We start from the raw sequence: 19661 nt of genomic DNA on the forward strand, positions 1-19661 counted from the left end.
AACTAATAAAAGAGGATTCATTATGAAGAAGCTAAAACTAACATCAATCTTTTTGATAACTGTTTTATTCTTTGCATGTGAACCGGCAACGGATATTGATTCGGATGTATCAGATAAATCAGACCGGAGTATTATTCAGTACCACGGCTTGAAAGATCACTCTATGTATAAGAGTGATTTGGAGAAGCACACGGGGCTTGCGACTCTGCGCAGTGCAACAGCCCGATATCACGACGTGAAGGCGGCAATGGAGGATGGATTCGTCCCGGTTTTACCCTGCCAGGAAAATCCGGATGGCGAGGGTGGACTTGGAATTCCCTTTTTAAATCAGGATCGACTTGATGCAATCATTGATCTTGCGGAGCCGGAGGTACTGTTCTACGAGCCCCAGAAAAATGGCAGACTTCGCCTGATTGGGGCAGAACCTGTTGTTCCGATCGCTCTTTGGACCGAGGATGAACCGCCTTCCCTGTTTGGTCAGGAGTTCCATCGCAATGACAAAGCGGGACTCTACGGCTTCCACATGTGGATCTGGAAGCACAATCCCGACGGGGTTCTTGCCTTTTGGCATGCCGATGTTTCATGCGAGTTTGCGGAGTAAACAGTCGAATTTTTTACTTGTGAATTTAAATGCATTTGGCGAAAGTGCCCATTCACTGGTTCCCCATCCTGAAGCCATTTCATGGGAAGGATTATTCATTTTTTTTCAGTGACGAAAAAACGATGTAGATAAGGCAAAACTGCGTTGTATCTGTCAGTGGAGTGGCTTCAGACCGTATTTGTTAATTTTCAACATGCAACTTATGAGAAGTTTGCAAAACCGTACACCTGATGCAGAGAAAGTGCCAAAGAGATAGTAAAATAGATATTTGGAGAAATATCCCTAACATAAATTTGGAAGACAAAAACTATCCCAGGCGGTCGATATTGCAGGAATTGTTATTCGTGGTATTTTATGATACCATTTTGGAAATAACATTCAGCAATCTATCAGACTATGAGCCAACTGCAAACAATTCCAATGTATAAGCAGTGTTGGTATTTCATTGTACACCTGCGGTGGCACTACCAGCTGTTCATCCTATCGGGCGGCTACCTGATGGGAGGCTTTTTCCAGGGGTCGATGGATTGGACTAGTTTTTGGTTTCAGTTCCTTAATGTACATTTGTTGCTATTTGGCGGTGCCACAGCCTACAACTCATGGTGGGACAAAGATGAAGGCGCTATCGGGGGACTCAAGCATCCACCTAAAATGAGCACCTGGATGTGGCCTGTATCTTTGGCTATTCAGTTCGCGGGACTTCTTTGGGCGGCAGTGATAAGTTTTCAGTTCATGTTGGTTTACGCGGTGAGTATGCTGTTCTTTTGGCTCTATTCTACTCCCTCAGCACGTTGGAAAGGACAGCCTGTAAAAAGCCTGGTGGCAATCGGCATAAGTACGGGCACGAATTCGTTTTTGCTGGGTTATATTGCAGCGGCCCAAACATCATTCACAATGGCTGCTATTATTGCCTCCATCGGGGTGGCCATGATTATTTTGAGTCTCTATCCTACATCCCAAATCTACCAAATTGAGGAGGATCGTGAACGCGGAGACCGCACCTTTGCCCTGCATTTCGGGAAAGAAGCCGTATTCAGTTTTTTTCGATACGCATTTGGCGGTGGAATTTTTCTGCTATCTGTGGCGCTTGCGATGGAGAAATTATGGGTCGGGAGCGCTTTTCTTGTTTTGGGCACAGCTACGGGAATAGCAATTCATTATCTATTAAACGACCTCTCCATTCATGCCGATGATTATGACAAAGTAATGCGGATAAAATATGGAACCTCATTCGCCTTTGTCCTGTTCTTATGTGCCGGAATTTTTATGAAACACGCCCTTCACTTGATCGCATTCTGAATTCCGGCTCTACAACGGCAAGTGAATAAACAGTAAACCAAATGCGCGATAGGTGTTTCCTAACCGCTGAACACGACTGGTGTACGAGGAGTGGATTGACAACTATCACCGAAAAGAGTGGGCTGCGAAACTTCACAAGTGGTATGCCGACAACAAATCCTAGGATATCCAGGATGAATTTGCAGAGCTTATTTCTAAGTGGGAAACCGGGTAAAATTCGAAATGCGTGATGCGTAATACTGATCGTTCCGAACGCCCAAGTTGTGAAGAAAAGTCTCATAACGATTCAAAGAGTTTCCCTCCCTGATTCATTAGGGAGGGATGCAAGGGTGGGTTAACAGAACGCAGAATCTTTGCCTAATAGCCGATTCCCTATTGCCCATCTTAGGTTAAAGATTTAAATGTAGGTGCCTTTGAGGGGACCCACTCACCGAAAGTGTTCGGTGCAGGCTATGCTCTCGCCTACCGGCAGGAGAGAGACGTTGATAAAGTGTGGAGGTACACATAAGCTACTGGTTCTTTATCTTCTAATAGTCTTATGTCATCTTGTCCCTATCCAAAAAAGGCCTCTCAAGGGCCCCCTATAGTAAAGCAGACCACTTCAGGGAGGTGAAACAGGGTACTTCAGGGTCGTGAAGTTATCTATTTCACTATAGTCAACCGGTCTACTTGAGGTAGTAGAGTTACAAATCACTTGGCAACATATCACTATTATGGCTTGATCTTGAGATAACTGTCATCGCGAAGATGCTTTGTTGAATCCTGTTGGCTCTACGATGAGTTTGACGTGGAAATCTCCACACGTAGAAAAGGGCATTGTTCCCGTGTGTGGATTGCCGCGCTTCATTCACTACGTGCTTCTTGCCAGGGCTGCGATGCACTCTATTCATTTCGCTCGCAATGACAGTTTTTATATCGAAATGACACTATTAGTAGGTTGTATTGCATATAATTCACGCATCACGCATTATTTGATAAGCGTCATTTTCCGGGTTTTAATGATTGAATCACCGGAACCGTCCTGGGGAATGGCCACCACGCGGTAGATATAGACGCCGCTTGCCAGCCCGCTTAGATCCACTTCAAAGTTGTAATTGTTAGGCTCATACACCCTCCTCACCGGCTCAAGCACCTTGCGTCCTGACATGTCAAAAACCTGGATAATAACACCACTCTCGCTGGGCAGATCCACCGGAATAGTGGTCGTGGGATTAAACGGGTTGGGGAAGTTGGGACCGAGTTCAAACTCCTCCGGCGGCAGAATTTCAAATGTAGAGGCATAAGTAACAGTTTGTCCGCCTGCCGTCACTTTAATCTGTACCAGGTTATTACCCACAACGCTGTCATCCTTCTTGACGCGGCTTGATATCCGGGGTACGACTACTGTCAGCTGGTTTGCACTAGCATCGACCACTTCGGCAGGGACTTCTCCGAACAATACATCATTTTCTTCGGGTTCTGTATTGAATGAGAAATTGACCGAAGTAATAGTGACTTCCTGCCCGGACCGGGCCTCAGCCTGTTGTAGCGTTATTGCAGGACTATTGGCGACCGTTCCCTGGAAGTTTCCTTTAAAGATGCCACGACCGTGGGACCCGGCCGCAATGGTACCGTCAGTTGTCCGTGATGCCAGGTATTCGACGACCGTGAACCCGATAGAATTGGATCCTTCCTGTATCCACTTCGTATCATCATCCAGGTTCGTAGTGGAATAGATGCCGGTACTCGTCCCCAAGAGATAGATCGTCCCCGACTCACCCGGGATGATGGTTGCAGATCGCACTGAGGGTCCGGCCATTGTGTTTACCCCATCCAGGTTGCCCTCGACATCCTGCCAGGTGTCGCCTCCATCTGTGGAATGGAATACGCTGGGGACGCCATAGTTGGAGAATATCGCTAACAGCTCGTTGCCATTCGATGGGTTGATTGCAATGTCGTGGGGATAGGACCCGTTGGCGGCACCGGGAATAGAGATATCCTCGGGGGTACCGGAACTGCTGGCATTGTTCATCCTGAACATGGCAGGTGGACCTCCGGGTGAAAAAGCTCCAAAATAGAGGACGTCAGAGGGGACTTTGGAGACCTCGAGCGTGGAAATCTGGTAGCCTTGATTTGCGGTAAGGGAGCTGACTTCCGCCGCTATTTCCCATCCTTCACTGGTACCCGAGGAGCTGTTGCCGCTAATCTCCCCAACCTGGGTATTGCGCCAAAGGGTATCACTGTCAGGGTAGTACATGATGTTATTATTGTTTGGCCCATTAGGATCAACTACATAAGGATGGATAAAAAACTGGTTGCTGGCCTGGGAGGGATGCACATAAGAAAAGGCGCCGGGGTTGCCGTTGCTGTCGGTACTTCGCCTTAGCACAATTCCATTTTGAGCAGAAACATAAAAGAAGATAGGTGTAAAAAATGAATACCCGCCATCCCCGGTAAAGATATTTTCTGCCGGCTGTGTCTGTTGGCTTTGCTGGCTGTCGAAACGAAAGAAGGGCGTCCCGTTATCCTGGGTACCGCCCATTAGCCGGTCATCACCGGGTTGTTCTGGAATATCCACGGCATAAAACTGGGTGGTCACATAGCCGTTGTTCATCTGCTCCCAGCTTACTGAGCTTGCCGTTATATCCGTTGTTTTGCTCAACCCGCCATCGTGCCCGGTCCAGGCAACATCAGGATTCCCAGGTTCAAAGGTGACCACATGCTGGTCGGGGTGCTGCTGTGGATAACGGGTAATATTATTTGTCTTGGCATACCCGCCTATCCAGTGTTCATCTTTGTTGGTTTCCCCGTATCCAAGCGTGGGACTGGAGCTAAAGCCATCCCTTGAGCGAAACAGGTTTATGCCCCCGATTGTTACAAAGTCGGGATCATCCGGCTTTACGGCGATCTCCATGTTATAATTGGACTGCGTGCTCATAAAGCCCACCTCACCGCCAAAGTCCGGGATGTGCTGCGTTCGGTCTTCACTTTGGATCGTTCCGTCATTTTGGTGGTCAGTCAAGTCCACAAAGTGAAGTCGTACATCTTCATCTTCACTTGATCCGCCAACGTAAGTCATGATATATGCAGTGTCTGGCGCTGATGGGGCAATATCGATGACGCTTCGCTGGTGGCTGTTGGGAAAATTTTCAATATCAGACGTTATTTCGGTCCAGCTGTCGCCGTCGTCATAGGAGACGAAGACACCGGGATTTCCACCCTGGGCTCCAGCCTTGACAGATGACAGAACTGCAATTAAGCGGCCGTCAGTACCGACGGCAATATCACAATAGCGGTGTCCTCCAATAGTACCCAACACAGAATTCGGAATGCCTCCGTTACTTGAAGGAAACGGTTCTGAAGAGGTAGAACGGTAAATTCCTATGCCGTTACTCGCAATAAACACAGAACCTGTCGTCGGGCTCACAACTACTCTTGTGATGAAATCATACGGGCTATTAAAGGTTTCGTCGTTATCATCAGTCGTGGGAATCTTGCTCCATGTCTCCCCGTTGTCGGTGGATTTGAATACCCCGGTGCCATAATATGAGGCTGATCCACTGCGATCGCTGGCCGTATTACCTCTCAGTTCTCCTGAAGTATAGTACCAGGTATTGGGACTTGTGGGGTCCTGTGCTAATGAGGTCACACTCATATGTTGGCTGGGATCGGTTTTCAGCTCCCATGTCGTGCCCCCGTCGGTGGACTTCCAGATGCCGCCCGAGGTACCGCCCGCAATTACTACGTTGGGATCAGTCCGGTCGATACCGAGAGCTCGCGTTCTTCCCCCGACGTCAAAAGGACCCGCCTCCTCCCACTCATATTCCAGTTCTGCAATCGTGCCGTCCTTTCTCTTAATCCGCATCGGGTACTGGTCCCGGGTCGGTTGCATGCGCGCCAAATTCAGTTCCCGGTTCCTGATATTCGGTGGGATGGCGTTCATTTTGGGATCCCGCAGCATGCGGAAAAAGTAGCGAGAACGGGCGACTTTCGTTTGAATTTTACTGTAGCTTGCTCCCTCTTCCTTTTTTTCTTCAAATTTGAAGTACGATTCCTCGCTGTTGACTTCTCCTGTTTCATTATTGCCGTATCCCCAAAAAGCAGTAGTGATGACAACTGCACTCAGAGTGAGAAAAATTATGAGGTATAAAGGTCGTTTAGCTACATTTTTCATGCTATAGGTCGGGTAGAAAAGTTACTTTTCCAATTGAAGTAGGCCGGTTGCTCATTCAAAAAAATAGTCTGTATATATTTTGTTTTGGAGTATGTGAGACCAAAAATGCCTTAATCGTGATTTGTAATATAAAACTTGTGGAGAAACTATCCACCGACGTAGATGTTGAATTGTTGAGACGTTGAAGTGTTGAGTTGTTTGGGGTTGACATCTCCGACAACCGGAGGATCGAGTTTCAGTTGGAATCTGGAGATTTTCTAAGAATTGGTTAGCCGGTAATGAGCAGCAAAATTGTTATGTTAGACGCTCAATAATACCTTTACACTTTCCAACTTTCATAAAACTATTCCTTGATTTGGATATTGAAGAATCTTTTTACCGGCATGTTGCACAGACCAGTGATCACCCGATGGGACTCGTGGTAGATCGTGCCGAAGGACCATTTATTTACACACAAGATGGCAAGCGCTATGTGGATTTTATCTCAGGCATCGCCGTAAGCAGCCTGGGACATCGCCATCCTGCGGTCATAAAGGCTGTGCAGCGTCAATTGGACAAGCACCTGCACGTGATGGTTTACGGAGAATTCATCCAGGAGCCCCAGTCTCGTTACGCCGAGCTGTTGACCAGCCAGCTCCCTCCGCAGCTTGATCGCGTATATTTTGTGAACAGTGGCACAGAAGCCAATGAAGGTGCCCTGAAATTGGCCAAGAAACACACCGGTCGCCATAAATTTGTGGCCTTCAACCACGGCTATCACGGCGACACACATGGATCGCTCAGCGTAACCGGGCGTGATGTCTACCGGGACCCCTACCTGCCGCTGCTGCCGAATGTGGAATTTGCCGAGTTCAATGACATGAATGGACTGGAAATAATCGATGAGGATACGGCAGCCGTCATTATGGAGCCGATCCAGGGAGAAGGGGGGATCATTCCCGCCCAAAAAAAGTGGCTCCGGGAGGTCCGAAAGCGATGTGATGAGGCCGGGGCTCTGCTGATCTTCGATGAGATACAGACCGGGTTCTTCCGCACCGGCTCGCTGTTCGCTTTCCAGTATTATGGAGTTACGCCTGATATTCTGTGCCTGGCAAAAGCGATGGCGGGCGGCATGCCAATTGGAGCATTTGTCTCGTCGTCAGAAATTTTTGAGGGATTCAAGCATGACCCGCCACTCAATCACGTAACTACTTTTGGGGGACATCCCGTCAGTTGCGCAGCGGCGTATGCCACACTTTCTGAGCTGCTGAACGGGGATTTTGCTGACAGGGCACTTCATATCGAACAAAAAGTAAAATCCGTCCTTGAGCACGACTCCATCGTGGAGGTCAGGGGCCGGGGTGCCATGCTGGGCATGGAGCTTGCCGATGAAGAACTCACACAACAAGTAGTGGAGGAGTGTTTTGATAAGGGTATTATCCTGGGATGGACGCTGCATTCAAATACGTTGGTACGCCTGGCCCCGCCGCTGATCATTGAGGAGAGGTTGCTTGAGGAGACACTGGAATCTATTCTTACCTCTGTTTCCCGAAATTCATAAATCACAGAACAAATTCTGTTTTCTTGAGTAGTAATGGGTGAATAAATCTTAAGAAACAGAATGAGTTATGAAGAAACGGATATTCACCTATTTGCTTACGGCAGTTGTTGGAATTTTCATGGTCAGTTCTTGTAACGACAACCCATCGTCGTCTGAAGAAGGCCCCCCGGATTTACCACCTGCCCAATCAATGGATATGGGATTTACAGAATTTGAACAGTTTAATGATCAGCAGGAAAAGAGTACGGCCAGCACAAATAACATCAGCAGGGCTTTTGTTACTGCTACGGTACTGAAAGCGATTGTCGATGTCAACCTCGCAATACCCCGCGCTCTGCTTCTGGCGGCTGAGAACAGCGAAGCAGAGCTAAACGGTGATGGTGAGTGGGAATGGAGCTACAGCAAGACAGAAGGGGAGCACAACTATAATGTAACCCTGCTTGCCACACGCGAGGGTGATGACAGTGTGCAATGGAATTTCTATGTCACAAACTCTCCGCTGGGACTTGATAACGCTCTCTTTTTTAGTGGTGAGACCAATGAAGAGGGTGATCAGGGAACATGGACCTACTACAATCTTCAGAATCCTGGTCAGGAAGAAGAAGTTTCCACAGTAAGCTGGACGATCGAAGGGGAGGAAGAATTGGAAATTCGACTGGATGTAACCTCTGATCGAAATGACAATCTTGGTGATTACATCACATATTCCTCAGAAGGTGAAATCAAAACAGCAGTTTACTTTGATGCCAGTGATGACGAAATAACTGAACTCCAGTTTAACGCTGACAATTACACCGGTTATATCATTGCCCCAAATTATAATAACGGGGAAAAGGCGTGCTGGAACTCTGCTTTGCAGGATGTAGCCTGTGAGTAGATAGCTTCTTAAAGCAATACGTGCGACGCACTTTGGAAGTGCGTCGCACGTATCTAAATCATAAGGCTCGTGAATAACGGGCCTTTTCTTTTTTTAGGAATTCGGGAAGCTGTTTGACAGTTTCACAAGTGAAGAGGAATCATAACAAGGCTCAATACCATGAAAACAGTAAACCCCACCACCGGAGAGACCATAAAAGAATATGAACAGATGGATGATGCTGAAATTACGGGAATCATTCACAAGGCAAACGCCGCGCAACAGGATTGGGCTGTGCTCTCATACAATGAGCGGGCGAAGTACCTGGCCAAAGCAGCAAAAATTCTGAGGGATAGAAGTGATGAATTTGCCGAGCTTATGGCAACCGAAATGGGAAAACCTCTGCCGCAGGGCGTATCCGAATCCGAAAAATGTGGGTGGGTATGTGAATATTATGCCGAACACGGACAGCAATTTCTGGAAAATGAACAGATTGAGACGGACGCTTCTTCAAGCTATATCACGTATAATCCTCTCGGAACTGTGCTTGCAATCATGCCCTGGAACTTCCCGTTTTGGCAGCTTTTCCGGTTTGGTGCCCCAGCCCTGATGGCGGGAAATGCCGTTATTCTTAAACATGCACCCAATGTAGCGGGGTGTGCTCTTGCCATTGAATCGCTGATGCATGAGGCGGGGTTCCCTGCAGCCCTTTTCCGTACTATTATTGCTGACGTCGATCAAACCCAGGAGGTAATCAAGATGGATGACATACACGCAGTGACGCTCACCGGCAGTACCCGGGCGGGAAAAGCAGTGGCAGAACAGGCCGGAAGTGTACTCAAGAAGACGGTGCTGGAGCTGGGCGGCAGCGATCCATATATCATCCTCGAAGACGCTGATCTTGAACAGGCGGCCGAAACCTGCGTTACTTCCCGGCTGCTCAACAGCGGGCAGAGTTGTATCGCTGCAAAACGATTTATTGTCACAGAACCGGTGTACGACGAGTTTCTGGATCTTTTGATAGATAAAATGAAGTCCAAAACCGTGGGTAGTCCATTTGATGGGCAAACCGATGTGGGGCCAATGGCACGTCATGATCTGCGGGACGAACTACATCAACAGGTTGAGCAGAGTACAGAAAATGGGGCAGAAGCTGTAATCGGGGGACATATCCCCAAAAGTAACGGTGCCTTTTATCCCGTTACGTTGTTAACAAATGTACACCAGGGAATGGCAGCTTATGAAGAAGAGCTTTTCGGTCCGGTGGCCTCGGTTATTAAAGTGATGGATGAAGATGAGGCGATACATGTAGCCAACGACACCGATTATGGCCTGGGCGCTGCCATCTTTTCGGAAGATGGAGAGAGGGCGGAATCAATTGCTGCAAATAAACTGCAGGCGGGCTGCTGTTTTGTCAATGATTTTGTGAAATCCGATCCACGACTGCCGTTTGGAGGGATAAAGCAATCGGGCTATGGTCGAGAGCTATCGCATGTGGGAATCAAGGAATTTGTCAATATCAAGACCGTTTATGTGGCATGACACAGTAACATATAGTCATCGTGAACGCGTTTACCGATTAACAACAGCTTTTTGTGTCATCCTTCTGGGAGTCTGTAGGATTTAGGGAATTGTAACGAGAGTCAGCCCAATCCGGATGGTTCGCAGTAGATTGGGCTAAGTCGACAGGCTCCCGGGGTATCGATCTGGAAAACTGCTGGGTTTAAAACAGAATAACGTGCCCTGTCAATAAGGTGTCACTCAAACCGTTTATGTTTGAACCCGGCCTGGAGAAGTCGGGTTCTTTATTTTGTAGCATCGTAAGTCGTATCTTGTAAGTTATCAAAAGATCATAAACGGGTTCCGCAATGTCTGAACAAGAAAAAGGCATTAATCCGATCAAAGGCAGGGGATCTTCGGACAACCCAGCCAACCGGTTTGAAGAATTCTATACCGATTATGACCTGGATGAGGAGACGGGGCAAAAGCCCTCTCAGCAGACCAAGCTCTACCGGGATGACACCAAAGAGATTATCTCCACCAATGACAGCCCGGATATCCCGTTTGATAAAAGCATTAATCCGTATCGGGGCTGTGAGCACGGCTGCATCTATTGCTATGCGCGGCCCACACACGAATACCTGGGCTTTTCGGCAGGTCTCGATTTTGAATCCCGAATTATGGTCAAGCATGATGCACCACGAAAGCTGAGAGAACAACTTGCATCACCGAAATGGGACCCGACCGTGTTGGTTATGAGTGGTGTTACCGATCCCTATCAGCCTGTAGAGCGCAAGTTGGAAATAACGCGGGGATGTCTTGAGGTGATGGCAGAATTCCTGAATCCCGTCAGCATTATTACAAAAAATTACCTCGTCACGCGGGATATAGATCATTTAAAAGAGCTGGCCGAGCACAATGCAGCGCATGTTACACTATCTGTGACAACGCTGGATAAAGAACTTGCCCAAAAGATGGAACCCCGGACCTCGCGACCCGGTCGCAGGTTGCAAGCGATTGAAGAGCTGGCAAAAGCGGGAATATCGGTAGGAGTCAATGTGGCCCCGATCATACCTGGCCTTACCGAACACGAAGTGGCCAATATCCTGGAAGCCGCTGCTAATGCGGGAGCTGCTCACGCGGGCTACACTTTGTTGCGACTCCCCTTCGGGGTTAAAGAACTTTTCCAGGATTGGCTGGAGCAACATTTTCCGGACCGAAAAGACAAAGTTCTTAACCGGATTAGGGATATCCGTGACGGGAAGTTGAATGACCCGGAGTTTGGCAGCCGTATGCGGGGACATGGGAATTTTGCGAAACAGATATCAGACCTGTTTAAAGTACACACCAAAAGATTTGGATTGAATAAGGAAGTATTGAATTTATCTACCCAAAACTTTCGTGCCGGGGGTGGTTCACAACTAAAACTATTTTAAAATAAAGGTGAAACATATCTTGGTGAAATCCGTTGGAAGAAATGCATAGATAACCTGGCCCGATATCATAACCACAAATTTATCTACCTTTCTAAGTATAGAACTCAAAATATTGTAGGATGATATCGGGCTTTTCTTTTTTATCTCCTATCTTTATGATTGGGTGGAACTGTTTCCTGTAAAACTTTGTACGTTTTATCCAGTTAATTCGAATTAAACATGGAAAAAAGATGTCAGAAACACCATCCACAATGTTAGAACTGGGCACAAAAGCCCCCAATTTTTCGCTCACCGATGTTGTTACGAACGATACGGTATCCCTGTCGGATTTTGAGGACAGCCGGGCATTGCTCGTCATTTTTATGTGCAATCACTGTCCTTATGTGAAGAATATCAAGGAAGCGCTGGTTGACTTTGCCAATGAGTATGAAGAGAAAGGGCTCGCGGTTGTGGCAATCAGCTCGAATGATGTGGAGAATTACCCGGATGACAGTCCCAAAAAAATGGTGGAGGATGCTGAGAAGTTTGGCTATCCATTCCCATATCTCTACGACGAAACCCAGGAAGTAGCCAAAGCTTATAAAGCAGCCTGTACGCCCGATTTCTTTCTCTTCAACGAAGATCGTGAGTTGGTTTACCGCGGACAATTTGATGACAGCCGCCCGGGAAATAACAAACCGGTAACGGGCAAAGATATGCGGGAAGCCGTTGATAAAGTGCTTGAAGACGGCTCGATTATCGAAGATCAAAAACCAAGCATGGGCTGCAACATCAAATGGAAAAAAGGCAAAGAGCCAGCATATTTCGGGTAGAAGACGAAAAATATGGTTGATGCAAAATCAAACAGCGAACGGGTAGAGGCATTGCGCCGGGAATACAAGCGCGACGGCATCTCAGAAGAGAGCGTGCAGCAAAATCCACTTGACCAGTTTACCATCTGGTTTGAAGATGCACTAAACACCGATATGACCGATGCCAACGCCATGACTCTGGCCACATCTACCAGCGACGGGAAACCCTCTTCGCGAATTGTACTCCTCAAAGGATTTGACGAAGAGGGGTTTCGCTTCTATACCAATTATGACAGTCGCAAGGGCAAAGAACTCTCTGAAAATCCCCATGCAGCGCTCTGTTTTTATTGGCCTGCACTTGAGCGGCAGGTGCGTATTGAGGGCACAGTTTCAAAGCTTAGCCGTGAGCAATCGGCCAGCTATTTCAGGTCGCGCCCGCGAGACAGCCAGATCGGGGCGTGGGCATCTCAGCAGAGCAGCAGGCTGAAAGACAGGGAGGAATTGGAAGCCAATTTCGAAGAGCTCAAGCAAAAATTTAAAGATCAGGAGGTACCGCTTCCCGATTTCTGGGGAGGATACACCCTGTTGCCCGAGGCTGTCGAATTTTGGCAAGGCCGAACCGGGCGCCTCCACGACCGTATTTTGTACATCCGCCCTAGTAAAGACCAGGAATGGGAAATTCAGAGATTAAATCCGTAGAGACCAAGAAATAGGAACTGCAGGCCAAGATTCATGGGCAAAAACAAGCTGGAACGATTCGCCGAAATTGCTGAATTTGATCACGTCTTGGAACTAACTGATTTCCAGGATGAAGATCGTAAGAAACCAAAAGGGAAGTGGAATGAGGAGGTGTTTGAAAATGATCATCCCATCATCCTGGAACTGGCCTGTGGAAAAGGGGAATATACGCTAAAGCTAGCCGAGCAACATCGGGAGACCAATTTTATCGGGATTGATATTAAGGGCGCCCGCATTTGGAAAGGGGCTACTCGTGCACTAGATCGAGATCTTTCAAACGTACGGTTTTTGAGAATCTATATCGATCACCTGGATGAATATTTTTCGGCCGGGGAAGTGGAATATATGTGGATTACGTTCCCGGATCCCTATCCCAAATGGAGTGATCGAAACAAGCGACTGACATCCCCAAAGTTTTTATCCATCTATCAAAAAGTCTTAAAAAAAGATGGCACCATTCATTTTAAGACTGACAGCGACAAACTATGGGATTTCACAAAAAAAGTCGTACGGGAGCGATGTGAAGTGCTGGATTTGGTAGAAAACGTATACAAAGAACGCCCAGAGGATCCACTGCTCACTACGAAAACATTTTACGAGAAGAAACACCTCGAAAACGGTAAAGTCATCAAGTATCTGCAGTTCAAATTACCCCACGAACCGATCGAGTTTTAAACAGATTGCATTCGTTTATGTAGTAACACTTCTCCCTCCCAAAGGCGTTGGGGTTATTGCTTGTGATACAATTCAAGTTCTACACGCCGGTTTTGTCTTCTTCCTTCCTCAGTGTCGTTGCTGGCTACAGGATTTGTTTCCCCGTACCCAAATGCAAACACACGATTTGTGTTCACGCCTCGAGCAACCAGGTATTCTTTTACGGCGTTAGCACGAGCTACCGAGAGTTTCAGATTGGTATTGGGATCACCAACATTATCGGTATATCCCCTGATGATTAAGCGCAAATCGGGGTCCTCAGTCATGATTTCGGCCAGTCGGTCGAGCTCGTCATATGAGACTGGCGCAATATTGGCACCGCCTGTTGAAAACTGAAGGTTATCGATTATCGTTTTCAAGTCTTGTTTTACAACAGAACTCAATTCTTTTTTCTCCGGACATCCGTTATTTGAGGATGGTCCCGCTACATTGGGACAGTTATCTTGGGCATCTGCTACGCCATCGCCGTCGGCATCGGATTGAGCAGTGGGAGGACACCCATTGTTATCGACTTTGCCCGATTGTTGAGGGCATTCGTCTTTGTCATCCGGAATGCCGTCGCCATCGCTGTCCGGGCAGCCTTTGGTTTGCATATTTCCTGCCACGTCAGGGCATTCATCACGCAGGTCTGACAGTCCATCTCTGTCTGAATCGGGGCAACCGTTCATATTTTTTCGACCGGGTATGGTTGGGCAGTCGTCATCTGCGTCCGTTATGCCGTCCTCATCTCTATCTGGGCATCCAAAACTTGAATCACCATATTGTCCCGGACACAGATCAATCCGGTTGGGTACGCCATCTTTATCCCTGTCAGTAGATCGGCTAACGGCAAATTTTAGCCCCAGCGAATAGACCAGGAAGTCATCATGGTCTCGTCCGTCAGTACTGAATTGGCTCCCAAGCTTGTCAATGCCATCTGAAAAAGTGCGATTATACGTAGCATTTGCAGTAGCGTAGAAACCATCCGTAATCCGCAGATCAAAACCCGCCTGAAATGGCACCTGTAAGCTTACACTATTTTTGATGGTTTGGGTTTCATTTGGAAATCTCTTCTCACCCTTAAAAAAGGACGTAATTCCAATTCCAGTAGCTACGAAAGGCTGAATGGTGCTGCGGTCACCTATTGGGTTAAGCTTTATAAGACTATTAAAGTTGTAGAATTTATTATCGAAACCGGACCTTTCAGGAGTGACATAGTCCAGTTGTCCATATATGGCTGAGATCTCAAGATCCCAGTTGTCATGGAGATACTGGCTTATGCCAATTCCGCCGGCCCAATCCTTTTTCAACTTTAGTTTGAGCATTTCGTTGGCGGTGTCGCCGTCATATTCCTGATGGCCAAAATAGAAAGAAAGCCATGTTCTTTTGTCTTTGTTTTGTGCCCGAGATTGAGAAGTAACGCCGAGGAACAGACCCAGTAAGATGACAGAATTAATCAGTAAAACTTTCATGTAATACTCTGATTTTAAACAGTATGCCGTTAAAATATAATGAACAGTTAACACAGATTACCACTTTCGATGCTTTGGTACAAATTTGTGCGGATTAAAATTTTTCAATCTAAAAAGGAATCACTCCGGCATAGATTATAGCTAATTTTAAGGGCGGATAAGAAGGACTATTGCTTTTGTTCAATAATTTATTACATTGCTAGTTAACACTGTTAAGTAGCATAGGAATGAGTGAGGAACAAAAGATATCGCTCCGTGATAAGATAATTGAGGCCAGCAGGAACCTCTTGCTCGATGAGGGCTATCGCGGGTTTTCGCTACGAAAAGTGGCTCGCAAGATAGGGGTCAGTGCTACCAGTATTTACCTTCATTTTGAGGGTAAAGATGACCTTATTCATACGTTAATTGATGAGTCAATACAAAAGTTGAATGCCAAGCTGGCTGAAACTGCTTCAAAGGAAGAAGATCCCGTAGAAAGGCTGGAGGTCTTAGCTTGGACATACACCAATTTTGCCCTCGAGAACCCCAGGGAATATCTGATCATTTATGTTGTCAGCTCCGACGAAATGACACGCTATCCAAAGGAAAAATTCAGGAAGGCCCGGCAGGGATATGAACTCCTGACGGAGACGATTGAGGATGGGGTAATAAAAGGAATTATGGACGAAGAAGATCCTCGAATAGCCTCCTACACTTTTTGGGCCCAGTTGCACGGTGTCATGTCGGTGGTATTAACCAAGAGGTTGGACTCACGCATTGATCAAACTGCTTTTTTAGAACAGGCCATCCAGCATATTATTGATGGTTTTCATGTACGGACATCAGTAGATAAATAACCCATTTATGATTTTAACAACGCTCGGAGGTCTACATTATGGAACAAATTGGGGAATTATTTGGAGTACTTTCTGAGTTTACAACGTGGACACTAATAGTCAGCTTAATAGTGGCCATCCTATACGCCTATATAGGGGCTCCTCTTTGGATCTGGGCCGTTTCAGGCCTGGTGGCACTTTACGGTGTCGGAGCTCCTGTATGGCTTATCAGCACGTACGTAGTGCTCTGTTTGATTTTTAACATCAAGCCCCTTCGCAGAACGCTGGTGACTTCGCCGATTATGAAGTTGCTGGATGCAATGAACTTCCTGCCCACCATTTCAGAAACAGAGCGTACGGCAATTGAAGCCGGCAACGTTTGGGTGGATGCCGACCTGTTTTCGGGCAAACCCGATCTGAAAAAGCTGGCCAGCGAATCCTATCCGGAATTGAGCGAGGAGGAACGGGAATTTCTGGACGGCCCGGTCGAAGAGCTCTGCAGTATGGTGGATGACTGGGATGTACACGTGCGAAAAGGATTTACCGACGAGGTGTGGGATTTTATGCGGAAACACCGGTTCTTTGGCCTGATTATTCCCAAAGAATATGGTGGACTTGAATTTTCCGCCACGGCACACAGTGCCATCATCAGCAAACTTGCCTCCCGATGTGGACCGCTTTCTATTACGGTAATGGTGCCCAATTCACTTGGTCCGGCCGAATTGCTGATGCATTACGGCACCGAGGAGCAGAAAAAATACTATCTGCCCCGCCTGGCAAAGGGAGAAGAAATTCCATGTTTTGCCTTAACAGAACCCACTGCCGGATCTGACGCCGGTTCGATGACCTCTAGTGGGGAGGTATTCCGTGATAAAGATGGGGAGGTGAAAATTCGCCTTAACTTCAGTAAGCGATATATCACACTTGCGGCCATTTCAACAGTTATAGGACTCGCTTTTAAACTTCGAGATCCCGATAATATTCTCGGTAAGGGCAAAGACCTGGGTATCACTTGTGCTCTGATCCCCAGTGATACTGAGGGAGTAAAACTGGGCAGGCGCCACGATCCAATGGGCGTTCCTTTTTACAACTGTCCTATTGACGGAGAAGATGTTGAGATTCCAATTGGTTATATAATCGGTGGACACGAGCAGGCCGGCAACGGCTGGCGCATGCTGATGGAGTCGCTTGGTGTGGGACGGGGCATCTCGCTTCCAGCTCAGAGTGCAGGAGGATCCAAAGTAGCGACTCGTGCAATTGGGGCCTACACAGCGGTTCGTCACCAATTTGGCATCAATATCGGTAAGTTTGAGGGCATCGAGGAGCCAATGGCGCGAATTGGTGGATTCACCTACCTGATGGAAGCTGCAAGACGTTACACCTGTGGTGGACTTGATATCGGGGAGAAGCCCTCGGTAGTCACGGCCATTGCCAAATATAATTTTACAGAACTGGGTCGCCAGGTAGTTAACGACGCAATGGATATCCAGGGAGGAGCCGGTATCTCACGGGGACCGCGTAATATCTTCGCCTCCACCTATATCTCTACTCCAATTGCGATTACCGTGGAGGGCGCCAATATCCTGACCCGAAGCCTGATGATTTTTGGACAGGGAGCCATCAGGTGCCATCCCTATGCCTATGACGAAATCGATGCGCTCACCCGTAAAGATGCCAACGCATTTGACAATGTCTTCTGGAAACATATTGGACATGTGGTGAGAAACTCGGCCCGATCGGCGGTTCTGAGCCTGACGCGGGGTGCCTTTGTATCCGCTCCTGTAAGTGGTCCGGCAGCCAAATATTACAAGAAATTGGGCTGGAGTTCTGCCTCTTTTGCTTTCCTGGCGGATATAGCGCTTGGCTCGTATGGCGGGGGACTCAAGATAAAAGAGAAGATAAGCGGGCGCTTTGCTGATATCCTGAGTTGGATGTACCTGGCAACGGCGACTTTGCGGCGATTTGATGCTGAAGGGCAGCGAGAGGAAGATCGTGTGTTTTTCGAATGGGCAATGGAACACGCCTTTGCGCAAATCCAGGAATCTTTCGATGAGATATACCGGGAGATCAATGTCCCGGGACTAAGTTGGCTTTTCCGGGGCCCAATTGCCCTGTGGTCTCGAATAAATCGTATTGGTACCAAGCCATCTGACAAGCTCGGTCATAAAGTAGCCCAGGCAATGCAAATCCCGGGAGAGCAGCGCGACAGACTTACGAATGGGATGTATGTTCCTGCTGATGAAAGGGATACTATTGCCCGGTATGACAACGCACTGAACTTAATGGTTGAGGCCGAACCGGTCTATCATAAACTGCACCAGGCAACAAAGAAGAAAGAGCTGCCTAAAACCCAACCGCGATTTGTTATAGATGAAGCCTTGGAAAAAAGCATTATCAACAAAGAGGAAGCCGACTTGGTACGCAGGGCGGAAGAGGCCAGGGTAGACGTGGTTCAAGTCGATGAGTTTACCCTTGAAGAATATCAAAATCAGACACCCTCAACTCCCAAAAAGAAGGATAAAGATAAAATGAGCGTGTGATTTAGTAGCAAGTAGTTAGGAAGGCTTTTGCTACGACGAGCGGAAGAAAGGATTGAGGGACTGAAAAAGATCAGTCCCTCAATCTCATCCTATGTGTTTAAAATAACCTGAGTTCGAGATAAAAACTGTCATGGCGAGGGATTCAGCGACCATCGGGATCCCGACAGTGGTCTGGAGGCAATCTCCTAATAGGATAAATAAAAATCGGGCAGGGTGATCGCCACGTCGACTTCAAGATGGGGCCGGCTACTATCAAAGACGCCTCCTCGCGATGACAGCTATAATTTTTGTGATCCTTATATCGAACTGATGTTCCCACCCGCAAAAACCCATTTTTTTCTACATTTGCCACTAAACAGAGTTTTAATTGTATTATGAGGTTTAGCAGGGCTTTTTTGACTTTCCTCCGCCCTTCAATCCTTCAATCCTCAAAAATTCAACCCTTCCTACCAACCACCGCTGGCACCTCCGCCACCGGAGCCGAATCCCCCGCCGCCGCTGAAGCCGCCAAAACCGCCTCCACCGCCGCCGAAGCCTCCTCCGCCGGAACCGAAACCACCACCCATCCAGATGATGCCACCTGAACTGAGCGAGTGTCGCCGTCTTTTGCGACCTTTTCCTCCGCCTCCGCGCCGCGAGGTTACATAGAACACAAAAGCCAAAAAGAGCAGGAATACAATCAGATCCTTATTAACGAATCCGCCGGAAGAATCACTGCTTAGTTCCCCTTCATATTCACCAGAAGCCAGGCCAATCATGGCTGAGGTAGCACGATCAAGTCCATCGTAGTAGTCGCCACTGCGAAAGGCGGGGGTCAGGATCTCACGGATAATACGTCCGGCCATCACATCGGGGATGGCGCCCTCAAGGCCATAGCCGACTTCAATACGCATTTTGCGCTCATTGGGAGCGATGAGGATCAGTACGCCGTTGTACCGATCTTCGTGCCACATTTTCCAATCATTGAAAAGCTGGGTGCCTACTTCTTCAACAGATAGACCCTGCAGGTCAGAAAGGGTGGCAATGGAGATGACATTGGTGGTGCTGTCGCGGTAGTTACGGAGTTTGGTTTCCAGGCGCTGTAATTCCGATCGGTTCAGCATGTTGGCAAAGTCGTTCACATGGCCGGTCGGTTCCGAGGGGAAGTCCTGGCCAAAAGAGCTGCCAATGGTTAGAAAGAGCAGAACAAGAAGAATACCGGTTTTTTTAGTCTGCATCATGATGAGC

Annotated in this window: 14 protein-coding genes; 11 read left to right on the forward strand and 3 right to left on the reverse strand. The window is 47.7% G+C overall.

Going from position 1 to position 19661, the window contains the following annotated elements; translation table 11 throughout:
* Window positions 1-22 precede the first annotated feature (22 nt).
* The gene (locus tag NC796_RS20625) at window positions 23-601 is read left to right on the forward strand and encodes a hypothetical protein (protein ID WP_310687343.1); all 579 of its coding nucleotides are present in this window, start codon (window positions 23-25) and stop codon (window positions 599-601) included.
* A gap of 396 nt (window positions 602-997) precedes the next feature.
* Window positions 998-1900, forward strand: a complete 903-nt coding sequence (locus tag NC796_RS20630) for a UbiA family prenyltransferase (protein ID WP_310687344.1) — start codon at window positions 998-1000, stop codon at window positions 1898-1900.
* A gap of 967 nt (window positions 1901-2867) precedes the next feature.
* Here NC796_RS20630 and NC796_RS20635 read toward each other — a convergent pair.
* A complete protein-coding gene (locus tag NC796_RS20635) occupies window positions 2868-6053 on the reverse strand; it encodes a T9SS type A sorting domain-containing protein (protein WP_310687345.1) in 3186 nt (1061 codons plus the stop codon).
* A gap of 355 nt (window positions 6054-6408) precedes the next feature.
* On the opposite strand from NC796_RS20635, the gene NC796_RS20640 reads away from it, so the two are divergent.
* The 7 genes from NC796_RS20640 to trmB all read left to right on the forward strand — a co-directional run bounded on the left by NC796_RS20640 (window position 6409) and on the right by trmB (window position 13589).
* The gene (locus NC796_RS20640; RefSeq protein WP_310687347.1) at window positions 6409-7593 is read left to right on the forward strand and encodes an aspartate aminotransferase family protein; all 1185 of its coding nucleotides are present in this window, start codon (window positions 6409-6411) and stop codon (window positions 7591-7593) included.
* Window positions 7594-7660: 67 nt separating this feature from the next.
* Window positions 7661-8470, forward strand: coding sequence for a hypothetical protein (locus NC796_RS20645; protein ID WP_310687349.1), 810 nt, complete (start codon window positions 7661-7663; stop codon window positions 8468-8470).
* Window positions 8471-8629: 159 nt separating this feature from the next.
* On the forward strand, window positions 8630-9991 hold the full coding sequence (locus tag NC796_RS20650; protein WP_310687351.1) for an NAD-dependent succinate-semialdehyde dehydrogenase: 1362 nt from the start codon (window positions 8630-8632) through the stop codon (window positions 9989-9991).
* Between the two features lie 326 nt (window positions 9992-10317).
* Window positions 10318-11385, forward strand: coding sequence for a PA0069 family radical SAM protein (locus NC796_RS20655; RefSeq protein ID WP_310687352.1), 1068 nt, complete (start codon window positions 10318-10320; stop codon window positions 11383-11385).
* Between the two features lie 230 nt (window positions 11386-11615).
* A complete protein-coding gene (locus NC796_RS20660) occupies window positions 11616-12197 on the forward strand; it encodes a thioredoxin family protein (protein ID WP_310687354.1) in 582 nt (193 codons plus the stop codon).
* A 12-nt stretch (window positions 12198-12209) separates the two neighbouring features.
* Window positions 12210-12875 carry a pyridoxamine 5'-phosphate oxidase gene (gene pdxH, locus NC796_RS20665; RefSeq protein ID WP_310687356.1) on the forward strand — a complete coding sequence of 222 codons (666 nt, stop codon included), beginning with the start codon at window positions 12210-12212 and terminating at the stop codon, window positions 12873-12875.
* Between the two features lie 33 nt (window positions 12876-12908).
* Window positions 12909-13589: a tRNA (guanosine(46)-N7)-methyltransferase TrmB gene (gene trmB / locus NC796_RS20670; protein ID WP_310687358.1), complete on the forward strand. Its 681-nt coding sequence runs from the start codon at window positions 12909-12911 to the stop codon at window positions 13587-13589.
* Window positions 13590-13642: 53 nt separating this feature from the next.
* On the opposite strand, the gene NC796_RS20675 is transcribed toward trmB, so the two are convergent.
* Entirely contained in the window at window positions 13643-15079 is a 1437-nt protein-coding gene (locus tag NC796_RS20675) for an OmpA family protein (protein WP_310687360.1), read from the reverse strand.
* A gap of 227 nt (window positions 15080-15306) precedes the next feature.
* Here NC796_RS20675 and NC796_RS20680 point away from each other — a divergent pair, with 227 nt between their 5' ends.
* Together NC796_RS20680 and NC796_RS20685 are read left to right on the forward strand one after the other, a co-directional pair.
* Window positions 15307-15915 (forward strand): TetR/AcrR family transcriptional regulator, encoded by a 609-nt coding sequence (locus tag NC796_RS20680; protein WP_310687361.1) that lies wholly within the window; start codon window positions 15307-15309, stop codon window positions 15913-15915.
* Window positions 15916-15953: 38 nt separating this feature from the next.
* Window positions 15954-18434, forward strand: a complete 2481-nt coding sequence (locus NC796_RS20685; RefSeq protein WP_310687363.1) for an acyl-CoA dehydrogenase — start codon at window positions 15954-15956, stop codon at window positions 18432-18434.
* A 446-nt stretch (window positions 18435-18880) separates the two neighbouring features.
* Here NC796_RS20685 and NC796_RS20690 read toward each other — a convergent pair whose 3' ends face one another.
* On the reverse strand, window positions 18881-19654 hold the full coding sequence (locus NC796_RS20690) for a TPM domain-containing protein (protein WP_310687365.1): 774 nt from the start codon (window positions 19652-19654) through the stop codon (window positions 18881-18883).
* Between the last annotated feature and the right edge of the window lie 7 nt (window positions 19655-19661).

Source organism: Aliifodinibius sp. S!AR15-10 (assembly GCF_031569985.1).
Classification (GTDB): domain Bacteria; phylum Bacteroidota; class Rhodothermia; order Balneolales; family Balneolaceae; genus JAMQKA01.

Excerpts from the sequence above, each read along its gene's own strand:
- trmB (WP_310687358.1), top strand. The coding sequence starts at position 12,909 with ATGGGCAAAAACAAGCTGGAACGATTCGCCGAAATTGCTGAATTTGAT.
- NC796_RS20630 (WP_310687344.1), top strand. The coding sequence starts at position 998 with ATGAGCCAACTGCAAACAATTCCAATGTATAAGCAGTGTTGGTATTTC.
- NC796_RS20625 (WP_310687343.1), top strand. The coding sequence starts at position 23 with ATGAAGAAGCTAAAACTAACATCAATCTTTTTGATAACTGTTTTATTC.
- NC796_RS20645 (WP_310687349.1), top strand. The coding sequence starts at position 7,661 with ATGAAGAAACGGATATTCACCTATTTGCTTACGGCAGTTGTTGGAATT.
- NC796_RS20690 (WP_310687365.1), bottom strand. The coding sequence starts at position 19,654 with ATGATGCAGACTAAAAAAACCGGTATTCTTCTTGTTCTGCTCTTTCTA.
- NC796_RS20650 (WP_310687351.1), top strand. The coding sequence starts at position 8,630 with ATGAAAACAGTAAACCCCACCACCGGAGAGACCATAAAAGAATATGAA.
- NC796_RS20660 (WP_310687354.1), top strand. The coding sequence starts at position 11,616 with ATGTCAGAAACACCATCCACAATGTTAGAACTGGGCACAAAAGCCCCC.
- NC796_RS20680 (WP_310687361.1), top strand. The coding sequence starts at position 15,307 with ATGAGTGAGGAACAAAAGATATCGCTCCGTGATAAGATAATTGAGGCC.
- pdxH (WP_310687356.1), top strand. The coding sequence starts at position 12,210 with ATGGTTGATGCAAAATCAAACAGCGAACGGGTAGAGGCATTGCGCCGG.
- NC796_RS20685 (WP_310687363.1), top strand. The coding sequence starts at position 15,954 with ATGGAACAAATTGGGGAATTATTTGGAGTACTTTCTGAGTTTACAACG.
- NC796_RS20655 (WP_310687352.1), top strand. The coding sequence starts at position 10,318 with ATGTCTGAACAAGAAAAAGGCATTAATCCGATCAAAGGCAGGGGATCT.
- NC796_RS20635 (WP_310687345.1), bottom strand. The coding sequence starts at position 6,053 with ATGAAAAATGTAGCTAAACGACCTTTATACCTCATAATTTTTCTCACT.
- NC796_RS20675 (WP_310687360.1), bottom strand. The coding sequence starts at position 15,079 with ATGAAAGTTTTACTGATTAATTCTGTCATCTTACTGGGTCTGTTCCTC.